The organism is Halosimplex aquaticum, from assembly GCF_028747785.1.
GTDB classification, from domain to species: domain Archaea; phylum Halobacteriota; class Halobacteria; order Halobacteriales; family Haloarculaceae; genus Halosimplex; species Halosimplex aquaticum.
Genome location: NZ_CP118158.1, coordinates 1,380,187 through 1,397,974 on the forward strand (window position 1 = coordinate 1,380,187; position 17,788 = coordinate 1,397,974).

A 17,788-nucleotide genomic window follows, 5' to 3' on the forward strand; every position below is an offset into this window, starting at 1 on the left:
AACGAAGATATCCGGACCAGCGGCCGCGAGCGGGCCGAGGGCTTTCGTTGCCTGCTGTCACGTGCTGTCCCGACTGGTAGCGAGCGCGTCGAGGGCTTTCATCGCACGCTATCGTCCGCGGTCGAAGTAATTCCTAGCGACCTTCGACGCGGGAATACAACACGGAACGACTCGGGCGCACGAGTCCGAATCCGAACCCGATGAAGACGCCGGTCAGGTGCCCCACGACGCCCACCTGGGCCGAACCGAACGCGAGGGTCACGAGCCCGAAGACGGCCTGGCCGACGACGAAGCCGCCGAGTAGCACCCAGACCCAGGTCGCGTCGCCGTGCCACTCGCCGGTCGCGAGACGGTACCGCAGGCTGTCCACGACGGCGAGCGCGGTCATCGCGAGGACGATCCCGCTGGCGCCGAGCGTGCCGACGGGACGAGCGCCGACGCCCACGATGACGTACGACGCGACCTGCGCCGCAGTCGTCGCGACGCCGGAGACGACCGCCAGGCCGAGGAACTGCCGGCGGCCGAGCCGGCGCTCGACGATACCGCCGAACAGGAGCAACTGCACCACGCTCGACGTGAGGTGTCGGAGGTCGGTCGGGAGGTGCGCGAGTGGGGCGAGCAGCCACCCCACGGAGGGATCGCGGGTCGCGACGAAGAACTCGACGAACGCGGCGCGTCCGACGCGGGTCCAGACGTACCACTCGGCGGCGAAGACGAGACAGAAGAGCAGACAGAGAGAGATGGCCGTCGGGACGGTGCGGAGCCAGCGGAGGCCCCGCGTCAGCGGCGACGCGGGGACCTCGGTCATCTACCTCAGCACTCCGACCAGCCGCAGGACTCGCAGGTCTTGCAGCCTTCGGAGTAGTACAGCGAGAGCGAGCTACACTCCGGGCACTCCGGGCTCTCGCCGGCGTCGATCAGTTCCTGCTGTGCGTCCTCGGAGGCCTCCCCGGCGTCGGGGCCGGGCTCGCCCGCGTCGCTGCCGGATTTGGCGCCCATGGAGACGGACGCGCCGCCGTCGGTCTCGGGTTCGGCGGCGGAGACGTCCTGGTTGGGGTTGCTGTCGTCCCGTCGCTCTTCCTCGGCGGTCTCCTCCAGCGTCTGCTGCTGGGGGTAGCCCTTATCGATCTCGTCGTCGAGGTAGCGGCGCAGGGCCGTGCCGATGGCGTCCGGGATGGACTGGATCTGCTCGCCCTTGTCCCAGGCGACCTTCGGGCTGCGGATGCCCTGGAGCTCGTCGGCGATCTCGCGGGGGTCCACGCCGGCGCGCAGCGCCGTCGAGATGGTCTTCGCGAGCGCCTCAGTGAACGAGGCGGTGAAGCCGCCGGAGTTGCCGATGTTGGCGAACAGCTCGAAGGGGCGCTCGGCCTCGGGGTCCTCGTTGATGTTGACGTAGAGCTTCCCGTAGCCGGTGTCGATGCGCTGGGTGACGCCGTGGAGCACGTCCGGACGCGTGCGCTTCTGGGCGTAGTCCGGGCGGTCGCCGTCGGCGGCGCCGAGCAGCTGCTCGGTCTCGGCCTCGACGGCAGCCTGGACGGCGTCCTCTTCGAGGAAGGCGTCGAGGCCGCCGAAGACCTCCTCGATCTGGGCGACGACTTCCTCGGCGTCCATGTCGGCGAACTCGGTGTTCTGGGCGCGCGTGGTGAGCACCTGCTTGCTGCGGGTGCCGTCGCGGTAGTAGGTGACGCCCTTGCCGCCGTGGTCGTAGATGTACTCGAAGACCTCCCGCGCGTCTTCGGTCGACGAGTCGTTGGGCGCGTTGACGGTCTTCGAGATGGCCGAGTCGACGCCCTCCTGACAGGCGACCTGGATGCCCGCGTGGGCCTTCGCCGAGAGGTCGCCCGTGGTCACGAACAGCTCGCCGACCGCGTCGGGGACCGTCGACAGGCCGTCGACGCCGTCGAACTCGTTGTTGGCCATCTGCTCCTGGGCCTCCTCTTTGACGGCGTCGATGTCGAGGTCGTTCTCCTCCAGCACGCGCAGGAAGTAGTCGTCGAACTCGACGAGCATCTCGTCGCCCTGCACGTCGTCGGAGACGTTCTTGTAGTAGGCGACGTTGTAGATGGGCTCACAGCCGCCCGTCGTGTTGCCGACCATCGACGTCGTGCCGGTCGGCGCGATGGTCGTCGTGTTGTGGTTGCGGATGGCGAAGCCGTCGGCCCACTCGTCGGCGTCGAGGCCGGTCTGCTTCTCGAACCACTCGCGGTACTCGGTCGGGTTCGCGAACTTCGAGTTGTCCCACTCCGCGAAGGCACCCCGGTCCTGCGCGAGTTCGTGGCTCGCCCACTTGGACTGGTGGTTGATGTGGCGCATGAGCTGGCGGGCGACCTCGTTGGAGACGTCGTCGCCGTACTTCATGCCGAGCTGGATGTACAGCTGGGCCAGCCCCATGACGCCGAGGCCGATCTTGCGCATCTCCCGGACCTTCTGTTCGATCTTCGGGACCGGGAAGTCTGACATCGTGACGACGTTCTCGAGGAAGCGCGTCCCCATCTCGATGCGGTAGTCGAACGACTCGAAGTCGATAGCCTCGTCGAGGAAGGCGTCGACCGCGTCCTCCAGGGAGTCGTACTCGTCGGCGTGTTCCTCCGACCAGACGCGCCAGTCGGGCGCGTCGCGGGCCGCGAGCGTCGAGAGGTTGATGTGTCCCAGGTTACAGGCCTCGTACTCCTCGAGGGGCTGCTCGCCGCAGGGGTTCGTGGCGAGGATCTGGTGGTCGGGGTGCTCCTCGACGTCGAAGGAGTGCTCCTTGTTGACCCGTTCGAGGTAGATGACGCCCGGTTCGCCGTTCTCGTGGGCGCCGTCGATGATGCGCTCCCAGACCTCCGTCGCCGGGACCGAGAGCACCTCGCCGACCTCGACGTACTCGCCGAGGTCGAACATGTCGTAGAGCTCTTTGGTCTCCGCGGTGGCGACGTGCGGTTCGCCCGTGCGCGGATTGGTGAACGTGAACTCCTCGTCGTTCTTCACGGCCTCCATGAAGTCGTCGGTGATGCCGACGGAGATGTTGAAGTTCGAGAGGTGGCCCTCGACGGCGTTGCGGAGGTGTTTCGGTACTTTGCCGTCGTCGTCGATGAGTTCACGCGCCTCCTCGAGCGCGTCGGCGAAGGAGTTGTGCGTGAAGTCGTCGGGGTCGTTCAGGCGCAGGGTGTGCGCCAGCGAGACGTCCTTGTTCTTCGCGTGGATGAACTGGATGACGTCCGGGTGCGAGACGCGCATGACGCCCATCTGCGCGCCGCGGCGGGCGCCCCCCTGGGCGATGGTCTCGCACATCTGGTCGAACGTCCGCATGAACGTGATGGGTCCCGACGCGATGCCCCCCGTGGAGCCGACCGCGTCCCCGTACGGTCGGAGCCGCCAGAAGGCGTACCCCATGCCCCCGCCGGACTGGAAGACCTGCGCGGCCTCTTTCGCGGTCTGGTGGATGTCGTCGATGTCGTCCGCGGGCGAGTCGACGAAGCAGGCCGAGAGCTGCTGGAGTTCGTCGCCGGCGTTCATCAGCGTCGGCGAGTTCGGCATAAAGGAGAGGTCCTCCATCAGCGTCTGGAACTCCTCGGCCGTCTCCTCGACGTGGGTCCGAACGTCCTCGGGGAGTTCCGGGACGACCGTGTCGTAGGCGAACTTGTTGACGTTGTGCTGGGTGAGTGTCGTCTCGGCGTCGTCGTCGGCCGAGGTGCCCACACCGAAGACCTCCTCGGCGAGTTCGTCGCGCCGCGGGTGGTCGGGCTTGAGCTGGTCGGGCGTGACGGTGACCTCGACGCCCCGGTTGTCGGCCTCGTAGACGGCCTCGGCGAGCGCGATGTTCTTCGCGACGCGGACGAAGAGATCCTCCTGGTCCTCGATGAGTTCGCCGTCGGCGTCCTTCCGCAGATAGCGAGCGGGCAGAATGTTGTGATACGCGTTGCCGGTCAGACGCTCTTCGAGCGTGTTCCCCTCGGTGCGCTTGATCGGCAGGTCGATGTCGCCGACCCCGAGATCGGCGTTACTCATGCGTCGAACCCCTCCGAGAGTCGATACCGGCACCGGATCGAGAGCGTGTCCGCTGTGGCCTCATACCTATCATTTGTGACGGAATTTCTGTTTGTTTCGGTCCCAAATAACCCTTTGGTTGCGGGAATCTGTCCAGCTGTACAGGTGTCCGAATTCCGAGTAGTCGCGTCGCTACGGGCGTTCCTGACTGTGTAACCGTGCGTTCTGTTTCATGCGGTGAGTTCCTATTAAGGCTAGTCGGACCAGAGTGAAAGTGGTTTGGAATTTCGGGAAATCGACGGACTGCGGTTGGATTTGCAATGGAAGCGATGGGGGGTTTCGTCTGGAGATCCCATCAGCGTGTCAATCAGTGGCGAGACGTTCGACCGACGACCCCATAATTTAATAGTTCTTATAATAGCGGCGGTAGCAGGGCAGAATCGGCTTCCCTGTTGCGGTCCGGAAAAAGGCCGGATGTTTATATAAGAAATGTGGCCAGTCGATCGGCGAACGCGTGGATTTCGGACGGACGTGCCCGCCGTCGCCGTTCAAGGCTGACCGATGCCCCCAAGCCGAATTTCGACAGCCGGTGCCACCGTCACCGAGCGAGCGGGGGACGGACGGTGTTGCCACTCGTGACTGTTGAAAAAACGGAAGAAAGCGACGCGCGATTAGGCGTCGGGGCCTTTCTGGCTGTTCAGCGTCGAGGACGTGTCGCCTTCAGCGGACTCCCAGACGACCTTGACGTCGTAGTTGCTTTTGACCCCAACAGTAAGCGTCTGACCTGATTTGACCTCACTGTTCGAACCGTAATACTGCGTCCACGATCCTGTACTTGCTATGTTTGCGTTCTCGGTTGTGGTACCGTCTCCCATCACGTCTTTATTGCTCGCAAGTCCACTTCCACGCACGTAGAGATTAGAGGCCTGCAACGTTTGACCCCCATCGTGGGAGAGGGTCAAAATTCCGACCTCGGTACCGCCATTAGTGCCTAACTGCTCGTAGTTCATGCCGATAGTCGCCGTCGGCGCGCCCTGTTGCGTCTGATTACCCAGTCCAAGGACGAACGATGCGATGACAGCCGCGAGGATGACCGTGATCGCGACCATCAGGATGACGCCGATGACCGGCGACACGGCGTCGTCTTCTTCGAGGAGTTGTTTAATCTGCATCCGACTCGCAAGTAACCGGTACGTACCATAAAGGGAAGCTGTCGTTTTGTGTGAAATACCCTTCAGGCTGGTCTACCAGGCTGTTTCGCGTCGAGAATACGCGTTCAACGCTGCACAGATCCGGTGCGTAACCGTTTATACGTAGAACATTCACCCGACACAGTAGCTTCAGACGTCGGAGCAGTGAGGACCGGTGTCTGAATCGGAGGGTAGCAGTGATAACCTCACCGAGCTCACCTTTCCGATCGAACTGCTCGGCCAATGAGGGCCACCCTCCAACGCAGAAATACTCAGGGGAGACTTCGGTATTGCGGAGGCAGAACCATTACAAGATGAGCACTGTCGTCTCACCACTTACTCCTGATACACTCCGATTCGAGCACGGGCCGCAGTGAGGGTACGCTGCGACGCGCACGTCAGTGAACTCGGTGTCTTCCCGATACTCTGACTCGACGCACGCCTGTTCAGGACCGTTGGCGTCGGGGTCCAGCCGGTAAAGGGTGGCTGCGTACTGCGACCGGTTTCGCACGGCCGTCTCGACATCGGTCCGCTGCTCGGCAGTGGCCGGCTGAATCACGCGCGGCCACCTCGCGCTTCCTTCGCGAAAATCGCAGGACGTGACCGGGTGGATTTCTCCGCCGAATCAATTCGATTTGAGACGGCGATTTTTCCGCTACCCGTAGGCGAGAAAGTTCCCCGAGAGAACCGCAATACCGGCGACTAATCGGATAGTTCGCGGGGAAGAAACGGTGTAGTGGACTCGCGGGGCAGGAGCTTTACAATCGCATGACGGCGTGGGGTTACGGTTCGTAACTTGCATCGTTAGAGGTTCTCCAGTTGCCGCTTGCGGACGGTCATCTTCTCCTGGTCGGTGCGGACGTCGTAGTGCTCGTACAGGACTTCGAGCGACAGGTCACACCGCTCGCTGACCACCTCGGGAGACACGTCCTGATTGAGGTGGTAGGTGATACTGCCGCGCCGGATCGCGTGCGGCGACCGCGCGGACGGACACATACTCGCGTTGCCGTCCCGGCCGAGCGCGTCGCAGGTCGCGGGGTTCAGCGGGTCGGCGTCGTGGGGACAACCGCCGATACGGCAGGGGTGCGTCAGCCGGTTCACCCACTTGTAAATCGTGTCGCCGGTGGGTCGGCCGTACTGGGTCGTGATCAGGGGTTGCCGGCCGTGGTCGTCGGTCCGCTTGTAGCGGTCCGGGTTGTCGAGATAATCGTCGATGACCTGGTACCAGCGCGGGCCCATGTACACCCACCGCTCGCCATCTTCGCCGTTCTTGAGTTTCGTGCCCGTGTCCGGGCGGTGTTCCAAAACGAGCGAGGGTGTCATAGAAAGCCTCACACACGAGGACGCAGGGTGTTGGAACTGTGTCTACGAGCGCCAGCACCCTGCAAGAAGAGGGTTCTATCGACGAGTTCTTCAATGTCGTGGCTACCGAGACGCTCGCGTTGTTCGAGCATCTTGAGTTCGACTTTTTCAGCGAGTTCGACGTGTTCGCCCCCGCTCGCCGGGGGCGAACACGAGACCACCACCCACCAGAACTCTTCCGAGCGTTCCTCCACTGCTACTACAAGGACATCTACGGCATTCGCCCGGTCACACGAGAACTCCAGAACACGGTCGTCTGGCTCAGCTGTGGCTTCGATCGACCGCCCTCAAGAGACGCGGTCGATCGCTTCCTCACCGACCTCGAACACGTCGTCGACGAAGTCTTCGACCACCTCGTCGAGCAGGCCGCCGCCCGCGGCCTGCTCGACATGACCTACCGAATCGATTCGACGGACGTGCGAGCGATGCCATCCGACCCAGATGCGTCGAAGAACTACGACCCAACCGCTGAGGAGTACTATTACGGCTACGGCTGTACGATCGTCTCAACCGGCGCAAAGATCCCGATTGCAGCCGAGTTCACCGAGAGCAAACAAGCCGCAGAAGAGACGGCGATGCGCGTCACCCGTGACGCGCTCGCCGTCGCCCAGCCGATCTGGATGCTCGGTGACAGCGCCTACGACACGCTCGACTGGCACGACCTCCTGCTGACCGCAGGAGTCGTGCCAATCGCCCCGTACAACCCGCGAAACACCGACGATCCGCTCAATATCAAGTACAGAGTCGAAGACCGCATCGAGAAACACAGTGACGAGATTCAGCTCAAACAGTCGATCCTAGACGAGACGTACAACCGCCGGAGTCAGGTCGAGCGAACGAACGATGCGGTCAAGGACTGCGGCCTCGGGACGCTACGCGCCCGAGGCCGCGTCCACGCCCGAGCGCAGGTGTTCCTTGCGCTCTGCGTTCGACTCGTCGTCGCCGTCACCAACTACGAACGAGGTGACAATCCGGGAAGCACCGTCATCACGGTATGAGATGGATTCTATGACACCCTCGGCCTCCGATATCTCCTGGTATCGGTTCCGAATGTTCCAGTCGCCGATTTTACTATTCTCGGTCTCGTCGGGGTCAGAGTATCCCTTAGGTTCGATAGTCTCCAAATATCCGATTAGGGAGTTTCCTTGGCGAATATTGAAGTCAATGTTGGGAAGGGGTTCGACCTCACTGGGCTCATCTTCGATATCGGCAACCATCGAGAGCCATAGCCGTAGTTTACATATTTCGACTGCCCCATCATCGATATCCACCCCGTAAAGGTTGTTGAGGATAACCGACCGCTTTGCGTACAGAGAAGCGCTCCCTCTACCGTTCTCGATTGTCTCTAATTCCTCTACAGTACGTTCCTCGAGCTCCCATGCTTTCCCCTCATCATCCATCTGCTGGAAGAACTCGATGCACTGCATGTAGATATCCAACAGTACCTCCTGGGCGGCGAGCAGGAATGCGCCGCTACCAACTGCTGGATCGAGGACACGAGCCTCCTTCAAGAAGTCGTGATACAGCGTCTCCACGTGCCGTGTCTCGACGTTTTTCGTAGGTACCTGCGTAGTGACCACTCCGCCATCGGCTAGTGCCTCCACGCCGCTCTCAACGTCCGGAGCAGGGAACCCAAATACATCGTCGATTTCTTCGTAGTTGGCGCCAACTTCCTCGTTGAGCTGGTCGAGAAGGTACGGGTGAATCGTCCGCCGAGACATGAACCCGGTAATCTCCTCAGGAGTGTAGTACGCCCCCATTTCTTTCTGGTTAACCGTCTGCTCGAAGATGTGGCCGAGGATGGCTGGCGAGAGGTTCTTGGGATCGACGATGTCGAGCCGCTCGTCCACGTTCCAGTTCCAGTCTGAGAGGAAGTCGAGGATGTCACCGAACAGTTCGTTAGTGTGCTCGGTCGTATCGCCGAGGCGAGCGTCCTCAAACTCTTCCTCAATGGGATTCTTCGAGAACAACCCACCGTTGAGGTACGGAAGTGCGCCAAACTCTGTGCTCTTTTTGCCCTTTTCGGCGAGGAAATCGAAGAACAGCGGCTCATAGAATTCTTCATAGACGTTTTCGCCCTCGTCTACGCGTTGTTTATGATGTTCGTGGAGGTAGTTCGGGTCGCGGTCGAGCAGGCGTTTCTCCTGGATGAAGTAGAGGAAGATCATCCGGTCGAGCGTGACCTGCACGTAGCGCTGCTTGGCGTCCCCGCGGTCGTCGGGGATACCGGCGACTTCCTGCACAAGATCGGTTCGAAGAGTCTCGAACTGCTGGTAGAACTCTTTGACAACTTGCTTAGTGTCATAGAGGTCGTCGTAGATCGCTGCCGCCGAGCCGAATTCAAGACTGTTGAGTTTCTGGAGGATGGTATTCTTCTCACCAGTCTCGCTGGTCATCTGCTCCTTTGTGAACGAGAGCTTCTGGTGCTTGATACGCCCGTGTTGTTGTCCATCGAGCGCCCGAATTCGGGTGAGGAAGGTGAACTCCTCGTAGTCGTTGGTGGCGACAAGGTTAGTTCGACGTCGCCGGTCGTCGGGTTTGAAGTCGGAGGCCGATTCTCCTGGGCCAGCTTCGACGAGGACGATAAACTCGCGGTCGGTGAGCTGGAGGACGAGCTCGTTGTCGTCTCCAAGGTTGTCACGGACTTTCAGGCCCCGTTTTTCGAAAGTGGAAGCGACATCAGATAGTGAATCCCAGCCAGCGATGTCCTTCGCTGTAATCTGCTGGAGTGCAGCCATAGACAGAAAGTTCTACCAAGGACATATAAAACCACATACGGCTCACTACTGTCCGAATTTGTTGAGACCCTATAGCGTAAACGAGATCGATCCGGGTACGCACCTTGGCATAGATATGAAGGGCCAATTGTTGACGTCGACAATGATTCTGTAGGGGAAGAAACGGACGACGAGAACAATGGATTTCAGATGGTGCGACGTTCGAGACCTATAGACGGTGTGGGCTAATCCAGTTCGTTGACGAACGCTTCGTGGCCCCGATACACTGCGTGCAACTCGGGTCTGATTTTAATTGTTTTGGCTCGCTCGTCATATTCAACGAGACCATTATTGTCATTGTCGTATTTTATCAAGTGCGATTGGATTAGTGACACATAGCTAGCATTTCTGTCCCCTCCCTGTGAGATGGCATCTGCGACGTCCCTGACATCGACTTCGGTACCTGGTTCAAATTCGACGAGGAACTCAATGACGCGCCGTCTCCGTTCGTTTGAGAGGAGATCGTAGGCATAGGCAGGATCGATTTCACTAGCCGACTGGTTTGACTGCGGTTCGAAGGTGTCTCGGATGCGTTTGAGCAGTTGCATCAAGCGATCTCTATCCGCAACTGCTCAAGCCGCTAGTATAAAGCCAAAGACCAGGATAGTCTTCTCACCAACTTGACTCGGCCAATTCATCTGTCGCGCACACCTCACAAACCGCAGCGTCCTGCGTTTCGATATCAGCGGCGTACCGAGGGGTCTTACCACCGAGATGCGACCAGCCCTGCTCGGTGATGTGGATATATTCGTGGATTCTAGGCCGCTCTATCATGTTCAGCTCTTTCAGGTTTTTCAGCACGCTGCGATGTTTCTCAGTGTTGTACTCGCCATCAAGACGCTGGCCGACAAGACGTTTGAGCTTATGATAGTCGACTGGATCGTAGTGGGCGACGACTTCGAGCATCACCCGTTCCGCTGATTGAGGAGTCGAAACCATACCGGCATATTGCCTCGATAGCATATCTATACGATGGGTCTAAGCGATAACACAGAATGATCTCAACGCATAGAGTTGGTCTAAAAATGATAACATATTGTTTTGTGCGGGTCTAGCTATACGGGAGGAGAGCAATACTCGATAAGATGTCCGCCTTGGTCGATATCCACCCAACAATACAGCTGGATCATACTGTCGAACGAAAAAACGAATCACAACAACACTGGGCAATCAAAGCTGCAATCAGCGACAAACTCCACTCAAATCCTGCTTGCGTGGGAGCTATCGAGACAGAGAAGAAAACATCCGATTTGATTGGGGATGTCCGCTGTCAGCTCTCAGAACCCCCACTCGATATGCCGCAGCGGTTTGTCGTCGAGATCGAGACTGCCGCGTCGAACAAGGATCGGCTGCGAGCTACTATTGACCATCTCCGATTTGGATATGCTGTCTACTGGGTATTTGCTGTGGATGCTCACGAGGCACGGCGAGAGACTGAGGATCTTTTGGACGAATTTGTGACTTCGGCGCCATCACTGGGTGTTGCCTCACTGGCGGACGGCGAGATCGCTTTGGGTACTCCAATTGTCTGGGGTAAATTCTCTCCTCCAGATCCATGGCTGGGGCGGCACGAGCTGTATATTCCGACGCACAACCGATGGGTCGACTGCTTTGATCATGGTGACTTCGCCGTCGATGGAAACCGTGTGGCGATCTTTCGCCAGCCCGACAGCGGAGAACTGTATGCGAGCCAGTATCTTGAAAATGGTCAGCAGACGCTTCCGGGACATTTTCCCTGGGAAAAAGATCAATTCCAGAAGAGTATTCGAGAGGGCGAGATTGAACGAGTGTCTCCGGTTCGGGGCCCTCCATGAGCCAAATGAAGCTACAGCCGTAACTGTCTACGATTTCAGAGGCGTCTGTGTAGACCAAGTATCGACCGAAATTGCCTACTTATTGGAACATATCTTCCACTACAAGGTGCCAACACACCGTGACAGAATCTGGTCTACGACGCTACAGCTGATTGAGTTCCAACGATCGTTCACTGCGTCTGATGTTCGGGATGCCATCGATGGCGAGCCACCTACCGAACGGACAGTACGAAACACTCTCAATTCAATGGAAACCCTGGATTTACTCGGGAGCGAAGGCGGAACTGGAAGTGCTCCACGCCGGTACTATCCTCAAGACCCTGGCCCAGCTGAGATAAACTCTGGGTACACGCCTCGGAAAAGTTCCCAATCTGGTACATTTCCGTATCCCGGTGGTAAGGGAGGAATCTCGGACTGGATTGTCGACACGATGCCAGCTCACGATACGTACGTTGAGGTGTTCGGTGGTGCAGCAGGAGTCATATATAACAAACCCCGGTCAAAATACGAGATATACAACGACCACAACGAGGACTTGACACAATTCTTTACAGTCCTTCGAGACCGGCCTGACGAACTATCCGAGTGGCTCGAGTCAGTCCCGTATTCACGGGCGCAGTACGAGCAATGGGTAGCAGAATTTTATAACGGGGTGCGTCCAGACGACCCGATCGCACGTGCAGGCCGATTTTTCTCCCTTCGCTATATGCAATTTTTGGCTCTGGTGAATCGCCAGAAGGCGTTTGATTTCACTGTTTCACGGCCCGCTTGATATTGTAGACCGCACACATCAAGACGATCTCACGAAATTCGCGGTACCACGCTCGGGCACGCACCGCGTGGCCGAGCGTGCGCTTAATCGTCGAGAAGACGGCCTCAGACAGTGCCCTTTGGCCGTACAGAGACCCATCGATGCGCGCGTTATGCGCGCAATCGATGGGTCGGAACTCACGGTGCTTGATCAGCGGTCTCACGCCCTCTTCGCGCAATTTATCGCGTAATTGCTGCCAATCGTAGCCTTTGTCGGCGGCGAGGCTGGCAATCTCGCCCGCGTTGCGGAGGGCGAGTTGCCAGCCGATTTGCGTGTCGTGCCGTTTCTCGGTCGTACAGTGAACGTCGAGCACAGCTTGCGTTTTCGTATCGACAAGCGCAGTCGTTTTCAGCGTTTGAACGTGGTAATTCGTCCGACGACAGTAGTGCTTGCTGGCGGTTTCACGGTCGAAAAACGTCGCGTCCATCGCGGCGTGATCAGCGGTGTCGTGCAGCTGCGCCGAGAGGCGCAGCAGCACTCGCCACACCTCCATCTGTAACCTATCAAACGCCTTGACAAGCGTTGAGTGGTGCGGGAGATCGCCCGCTTCGAGGCCGATCTCGGCCAAAATATACGGCATCTCGCTCAGCAGATCAAGCGTTTCACGGTACGGTTTCGCCACGTAAATGCGAAGACAGTGCAGCGACACGATAGCGTAATCGGCGAAGCCGCCACCCCCTTCGGGGGCGGCGACTTCGCCTCGACCACCAACAGCATTTTTAGCTAACGAGACCGCTTTCTTCGTGAAGCGGGAGATCTTCGACATAACCACCGCCGATTTCCCGCTTCACTTCCTTTGATTTGACGACCCATCCCGACGCCTTACAGCGATTCACCAGAGCCAATCAAGCTGATATGTTCCGACTGTCAGGGAGGAACTATCAGATTGATTATAATTCGAATTCGCGCCGGCCCACTTTTCCACCGACGCTACCAGAGGAGCGACGCGACTCGTCGCTAATTCCCGCGGCTGGGGCAACTCCCAGCCGACGGCAACGCGGTATCGACCGTCGGTTTCGGCTTCCGGGACCGCCCCTAAGTCGCTGGAACCCCAACGCGACACATGGGAACCGTCGTTTTCGTCCGCCACGGCGAGACCGCGTGGAACGCCGAGAACCGCGCCCAGGGATGGGCGCCGACGTCGCTCACGGAGCGAGGCCACCGCCAGGCCGAGGAACTGGCCGACCACCTCGACGAGGCGTACGACTTCGACCGAATCGTCTCGTCGGACATCCGGCGGGCAAAAGAGACCGCCCGCATCGTCAACGAGCGATTCGACGGCGACATCGAGTACGACAGCGCCTGGCGCGAGCAGGACCTGGGGACGCTCCAGGGGTTCCGGGCGGACGCGCTGGAGCGGCAGTTCCCGGAGTACGCCGTCGCCGAGGCGGGCCGGACCGCCTCGAAGCGGACGCCCGAGAGCGGCGAGTGCTTCGAGGACATGTGCGACCGGATCGCCGGCGCGTGGGAGACGATCCGCGAGTCTGTCGACGAGGAGACGTACCTCGTCGTCGCCCACGGCGGGTCGATCCGGATCGTCCTCGGCGAGGTGATGGGGATGTCCATCGAGGAGGGGGTAGAACACCTCACGCAAGACAACTGCGCGGTGAACGTCGCCAGCGTCGAGGACGACGAGGTCGCGATCGACGTGGAGAACGACACCGACTATCGGCGGGAGTGACTGACGTGCCGGTCGCGGTGACAGTTCGACGGGGTTCTCCCGGATTCTCCGACTACACCACCAGTTAGGCGGGAACGTTTAGGGGACTGGCGTTAAATAGTCCTGACATGAACGTGCTCGTCGTCGGCGGGAACGGATTCGTCGGGTCGCACCTGTGCGCCGAACTGGTCGAGCGGGGCCACGACGTGACGGTACTGGCGCGTACGCCCGAGGACAGTGACCTGCCCGACACCGTGGAGACGTACGCTGGTGACGTGACCGACTACGATTCGATCGAGGGCGCCTTCGAGGGGCAGGACGCGGTCGTCAACCTCGTCGCCCTATCGCCGCTGTTCAAGCCCGACGGAGGCGACGAGATGCACGACCGAGTGCACCGCGGCGGGACGGAGCACTGCCTGCGCGCGGCGGAGACTCACGGCGTCGACCGGTTCGTCCAGCAGAGCGCACTGGGCGCGGACCCCGACGCACCGACCCACTACCTGCGCGCGAAGGGCCACGCCGAGGACCTCGTCCGCGAGTCGGACCGCGAGTGGGTGATCTTCCGCCCGTCGATCATCTTCGGGGAAGGCGGGGAGTTCATCGAGTTCACGAAGAAACTGAAGTCGTGGTTCGCGCCGGGACTACCCGTGTATCCGCTCCCCGGCGGCGGGCGACAGACGCGCTTCCAGCCGATCGCGGTCGGAGAGTTCGTCCCGATGTTGGCCGACGCCGTCGGGGACGACGGTCACGTAGGCGAGACCTACCAGATCGGCGGTCCCGACGTGCTGACGCTGCGGGAGGTCACCGAACTCGTCTACGAGTCAGAGGGGCGGTCGGTCTCTATCGTCCCGTTGCCGATGGCGATGGCGAACGTCGGCCTCACCGTCCTCGGGAGCGTCGGGTTCCCGATGGGAAAAGACCAGTTTCGGTCGCTGCGCCTCGACAATACGGTCGATTCGAACGACGTCGACGCGTTCGGCGTCGACGAGCGCGAACTGACGACGTTCCGCTCGTATCTGGGACTGAGGCGCTGACGCGTCCGGTCTCCCGGCTTCGACAGACTACGTCGCCGAACCCGGCTCGGATTCACACGAACTCCGGGGATCGACCGACGGAAAAATCCCGGTCCTCGGACATTTCACTCGGTTTTCACCTCGATAGCGGCTGGACGACGAAAGGACAGCTTACCGGGCCGCTGTCTGGCGATCTGGAAAATAACGATTGCGATGTTGACAATTTCACGTTCGATAGCTGGGCAAAAAGCTTATATCCGCCATGGGACTGTTTATTTCTCAACGGACACGGCAGCTATGAAATTGGCGATGATCGGCTTCGGGCAGGCCGGCGGGAAGATCGTTGACAAGTTCCTCGAATACGACGAGGCTACGCAGAGCGGAATCGTCCGCTCCGCGGTCGCGGTCAACACTGCCAAGGCGGACCTGCTCGGGCTAGAACGAATTCCGGAGGAGAATCGAGTACTGATCGGCCAAGCGCGCGTGAAGGGTCACGGCGTGGGCGCCGACAACGAGCTCGGCGCGGAGATCGCCGAGGAAGACATCGACGAAGTCCAGGGTGCGATCGACAACATCCCGGTCCACGAGATCGACGCGTTCATGATCGTGGCCGGGCTGGGCGGCGGGACCGGTTCGGGCGGTTCGCCGGTGCTCGCGAAGCACCTCAAGCGCATCTACACCGAACCGGTGTACGGGCTGGGCGTCCTGCCCGGCGGCGACGAGGGCGGTATCTACACCCTCAACGCCGCCCGGTCGTTCCAGACGTTCGTCCGCGAGGTCGACAACCTGCTCGTCTTCGACAACGACGCCTGGCGCAAGTCCGGCGAGTCGATGGAGAGCGGGTACGAGGAGATTAACGACGAGATCGTCCGGCGGTTCGGCGTCCTCTTCGGTGCCGGCGAGGTCGGCACCGGCGACGAGGTCGCCGAGAGCGTCGTCGACTCCTCTGAGATCATCAACACGCTCTCGGGGGGCGGCGTCTCGACGGTCGGGTACGCCGCGGAGACGGTCGAGGAGGACGACTCCGGCGGCCTGCTCTCTCGCTTCAAGGGCGACGACGACGGCATCGACGACGGCGGGATGGAGACCGCCAACACCACGAACCGCATCACGTCGCTGGTCCGGAAGGCGGCGCTGGGCCGTCTCACGCTCCCGTGTGAGATCGACGGCGCCGAGCGCGCGCTGCTCGTGATGAGCGGTCCGTCGAACCACCTCAACCGGAAAGGCATCGAGCGCGGCCGCAAGTGGCTCGAAGAGCAGACCGGGTCGATGGAGGTCCGCGGCGGCGACTACCCCGTTCGCGAGAACAACGTCGCCGCCTCGATCCTGCTGTCGGGCGTCCACAACGTCCCGCGGATCAAGGAGCTCCAGCAGGTGGCCATCGAGGCCCAGGACAACATCGACGACATCCGGCAGCAAAGCGAAGATAACTTAGAGGAGTTGGTGGAAGATGACGAAGATGAGTTGGATCCGCTCTTCTAAGAGCGCCGCGTTGGTCGTATTGCTCGCCCTCTCGCTGGCGGCGGCCGGGACAGCCGGAGCTATCTCCGTCCAGGCAGGCGAGGTCCCGAACCAGACGCGCGTCGGCGAGACGGTGACGACGACGGTCACCATCGAGGACCCGTTCGTCGAGATGAACGACCAGTGGACGCTTCAGGGGAGCACGGAACTGAAGAACGTCAGCTGGACGATCACCGTCCTGCAGCAGGGCGAGCAGGTCGACCAGTACAACTACGGCGAGCAGTCCTTCGAACAGGGGCTGAACGCCAGTAACAACGGTGACACCGTCGAAGTCGAACTCACCGGCACCACGCCGGCCATCGAGAACTACACGTACGAACCGCGCGAGACGTACACGCTCTACGACTTCGACGCCCTCGAGGGCAGCTCGACGAGCGACCTGAACGCGACGCAGGTCCACCACTACACGAACGAGAGCAAGAGCGCCCGCGAGACTATCGACGAGGCGGCATCGGCGGTCAACGCCTCGGACACGGGCCAGAACGACCTGAACCAGGCGATCTCCGCCTACGAGAACGGGAACTTCGGGAACGCCGAGTCCAACGCGCAGGACGCGATCGAGGCGGCCGAACAGGCTGAGCAGTCCCAGCAGCGCAACCAGACGATCCTCATGGGCGTCGGCGCGCTGCTCGTCGTCGGACTCCTCACCGGCGGCGTCCTCTACTGGCGCTCCAACCAGGACGAACCCACGAAGCTCCAGTAGATGCGCGTCGTCGTCCCGTTCGCACCCGACCGGCCCAAGACTCGCCTCGCACCCGTTCTCGACGAGGCCGAGCGGGCCGAATTCGCGCGGACGATGCTCGACGACGTGCTCGACGCGCTGTCCACGCTCGACCGCGAGCGGTCGCTCTCACTCGATCCGTTCGTCCTCTCGACGGCGCCCGTCGACTGCGACGCGCCGGTGACCGTCGACGACCGCTCGCTCAGCGACGCCGTGAACGCGCAACTCCCCGACAGCGCCGACGACCCGCCGGCCGCAGTGGTCATGGCCGACCTCGCGCTGGCGACGCCCGACGCGCTCGCCCGCCTGTTCGCGCCGGACGCGGACGTCGTCCTCGCGCCCGGTCGCGGCGGCGGAACGAACGCGCTCGTCGCCCGCGATCCGGACTTCGCCGTCGACTACCACGGCGCCTCGTTCCGCGACCACCGCGAGATCACACGCGAAGCGGGCGCCGACCTCGCGGTCGTCGACTCGTTCAGGCTCTCCACGGACGTCGACGAGCCGGCGGACCTGGTCGAGGTGCTGCTGCACGCCGACGGGTCGGCCTTCGAGTGGCTCGACGGCGCGGGGTTCGAACTCGCGGTCGCCGAGGGTCGCGTCGAAGTCGAACGGAATTAGGGCCGATTTCGAACGAAATTCGGACAACCGTTTTCACCGGCCGAGACTGTGATTCACACGCACGGGCCGGTCCCGTGCCGCTGGGTCGCGTCTCGCGCCGCGCCCCCGGACTCCCGGCGCTTGCCCCCACCCGCCCTCTCCCAGTCGCTCCGTCGTCTGCGGGCCGCGGGGGCTGCACGCGGTCTGCCGTTCCGCGGTCGGCGACGAGCCCGGTCGGCCGCCGGCCGTCCATTGTTCACCCGTTCGTCGCCGCACTCCTGCCCCGTCCGCGGGACCCCGCCTGACTCCGTCGGCTCTCACGCTCGCCGTGCCCCGTCGCCGGGAACGTCAAC

The 17,788-nt window shown here is 61.3% G+C and carries 14 protein-coding genes and 2 pseudogenes; 8 read left to right on the plus strand and 8 right to left on the minus strand.

Annotated elements, in window-relative coordinates:
- Positions 1-133: 133 nt before the first annotated feature.
- From PSC72_RS06875 to PSC72_RS06890, 4 genes and pseudogenes are all read right to left on the minus strand, one after another.
- Positions 134-808, minus strand: a complete 675-nt coding sequence (locus tag PSC72_RS06875) for a rhomboid family intramembrane serine protease (RefSeq protein WP_274325150.1) — start codon at positions 806-808, stop codon at positions 134-136.
- Between the two features lie 5 nt (positions 809-813).
- Entirely contained in the window at positions 814-3,990 is a 3,177-nt protein-coding gene (locus PSC72_RS06880) for an adenosylcobalamin-dependent ribonucleoside-diphosphate reductase (protein WP_274325151.1), read from the minus strand.
- 650 nt (positions 3,991-4,640) lie between these two features.
- The gene (locus tag PSC72_RS06885; RefSeq protein WP_274325152.1) at positions 4,641-5,141 is read right to left on the minus strand and encodes a type IV pilin N-terminal domain-containing protein; all 501 of its coding nucleotides are present in this window, start codon (positions 5,139-5,141) and stop codon (positions 4,641-4,643) included.
- Between the two features lie 822 nt (positions 5,142-5,963).
- Positions 5,964-6,473: pseudogene (locus PSC72_RS06890) on the minus strand (tyrosine-type recombinase/integrase); the annotation flags it as partial.
- Positions 6,474-6,520: 47 nt separating this feature from the next.
- Here PSC72_RS06890 and PSC72_RS06895 point away from each other — a divergent pair.
- On the plus strand, positions 6,521-7,519 hold the full coding sequence (locus PSC72_RS06895) for a transposase (protein WP_274321708.1): 999 nt from the start codon (positions 6,521-6,523) through the stop codon (positions 7,517-7,519).
- A 120-nt stretch (positions 7,520-7,639) separates the two neighbouring features.
- Here the strand turns inward: PSC72_RS06895 and PSC72_RS25460 are convergent.
- The 3 genes and pseudogenes from PSC72_RS25460 to PSC72_RS06905 all read right to left on the minus strand — a co-directional run.
- Positions 7,640-9,259 (minus strand): annotated as a pseudogene (locus tag PSC72_RS25460) (DNA methyltransferase); the annotation flags it as partial.
- 224 nt (positions 9,260-9,483) lie between these two features.
- Complete coding sequence (locus PSC72_RS06900) at positions 9,484-9,846, minus strand: DUF7344 domain-containing protein (RefSeq protein WP_274325154.1); 363 nt, start codon at positions 9,844-9,846, stop codon at positions 9,484-9,486.
- Positions 9,847-9,910: 64 nt separating this feature from the next.
- Positions 9,911-10,204 carry a hypothetical protein gene (locus tag PSC72_RS06905; protein WP_274325155.1) on the minus strand — a complete coding sequence of 98 codons (294 nt, stop codon included), beginning with the start codon at positions 10,202-10,204 and terminating at the stop codon, positions 9,911-9,913.
- Positions 10,205-10,383: 179 nt separating this feature from the next.
- Between PSC72_RS06905 and PSC72_RS06910 the strand changes: the two genes are divergently transcribed.
- Complete coding sequence (locus tag PSC72_RS06910; protein ID WP_274325156.1) at positions 10,384-11,112, plus strand: hypothetical protein; 729 nt, start codon at positions 10,384-10,386, stop codon at positions 11,110-11,112.
- Between the two features lie 430 nt (positions 11,113-11,542).
- Positions 11,543-11,884, plus strand: coding sequence for a DNA adenine methylase (locus tag PSC72_RS25575; protein WP_407653014.1), 342 nt, complete (start codon positions 11,543-11,545; stop codon positions 11,882-11,884).
- Here the strand turns inward: PSC72_RS25575 and PSC72_RS06915 are convergent.
- A complete protein-coding gene (locus tag PSC72_RS06915; protein WP_274325157.1) occupies positions 11,862-12,689 on the minus strand; it encodes an IS5 family transposase in 828 nt (275 codons plus the stop codon). The two genes, PSC72_RS25575 and PSC72_RS06915, sit on opposite strands and share 23 nt — an antisense overlap.
- A 297-nt stretch (positions 12,690-12,986) precedes the next feature.
- Here PSC72_RS06915 and PSC72_RS06920 point away from each other — a divergent pair, with 297 nt between their 5' ends.
- The 5 genes from PSC72_RS06920 to cofC all read left to right on the plus strand — a co-directional run bounded on the left by PSC72_RS06920 (position 12,987) and on the right by cofC (position 17,456).
- A complete protein-coding gene (locus PSC72_RS06920) occupies positions 12,987-13,604 on the plus strand; it encodes a histidine phosphatase family protein (RefSeq protein WP_274325158.1) in 618 nt (205 codons plus the stop codon).
- Between the two features lie 107 nt (positions 13,605-13,711).
- Positions 13,712-14,617, plus strand: coding sequence for a complex I NDUFA9 subunit family protein (locus PSC72_RS06925; RefSeq protein ID WP_274325159.1), 906 nt, complete (start codon positions 13,712-13,714; stop codon positions 14,615-14,617).
- A gap of 276 nt (positions 14,618-14,893) precedes the next feature.
- Positions 14,894-16,078 carry a tubulin/FtsZ family protein gene (locus PSC72_RS06930; protein ID WP_274325160.1) on the plus strand — a complete coding sequence of 395 codons (1,185 nt, stop codon included), beginning with the start codon at positions 14,894-14,896 and terminating at the stop codon, positions 16,076-16,078.
- Positions 16,047-16,820, plus strand: coding sequence for a hypothetical protein (locus tag PSC72_RS06935; protein ID WP_274325161.1), 774 nt, complete (start codon positions 16,047-16,049; stop codon positions 16,818-16,820). The genes PSC72_RS06930 and PSC72_RS06935 overlap by 32 nt, the downstream gene beginning before the upstream one ends.
- On the plus strand, positions 16,821-17,456 hold the full coding sequence (gene cofC, locus PSC72_RS06940) for a 2-phospho-L-lactate guanylyltransferase (RefSeq protein ID WP_274325162.1): 636 nt from the start codon (positions 16,821-16,823) through the stop codon (positions 17,454-17,456). It abuts the gene before it with no gap.
- Positions 17,457-17,788 lie beyond the last annotated feature (332 nt).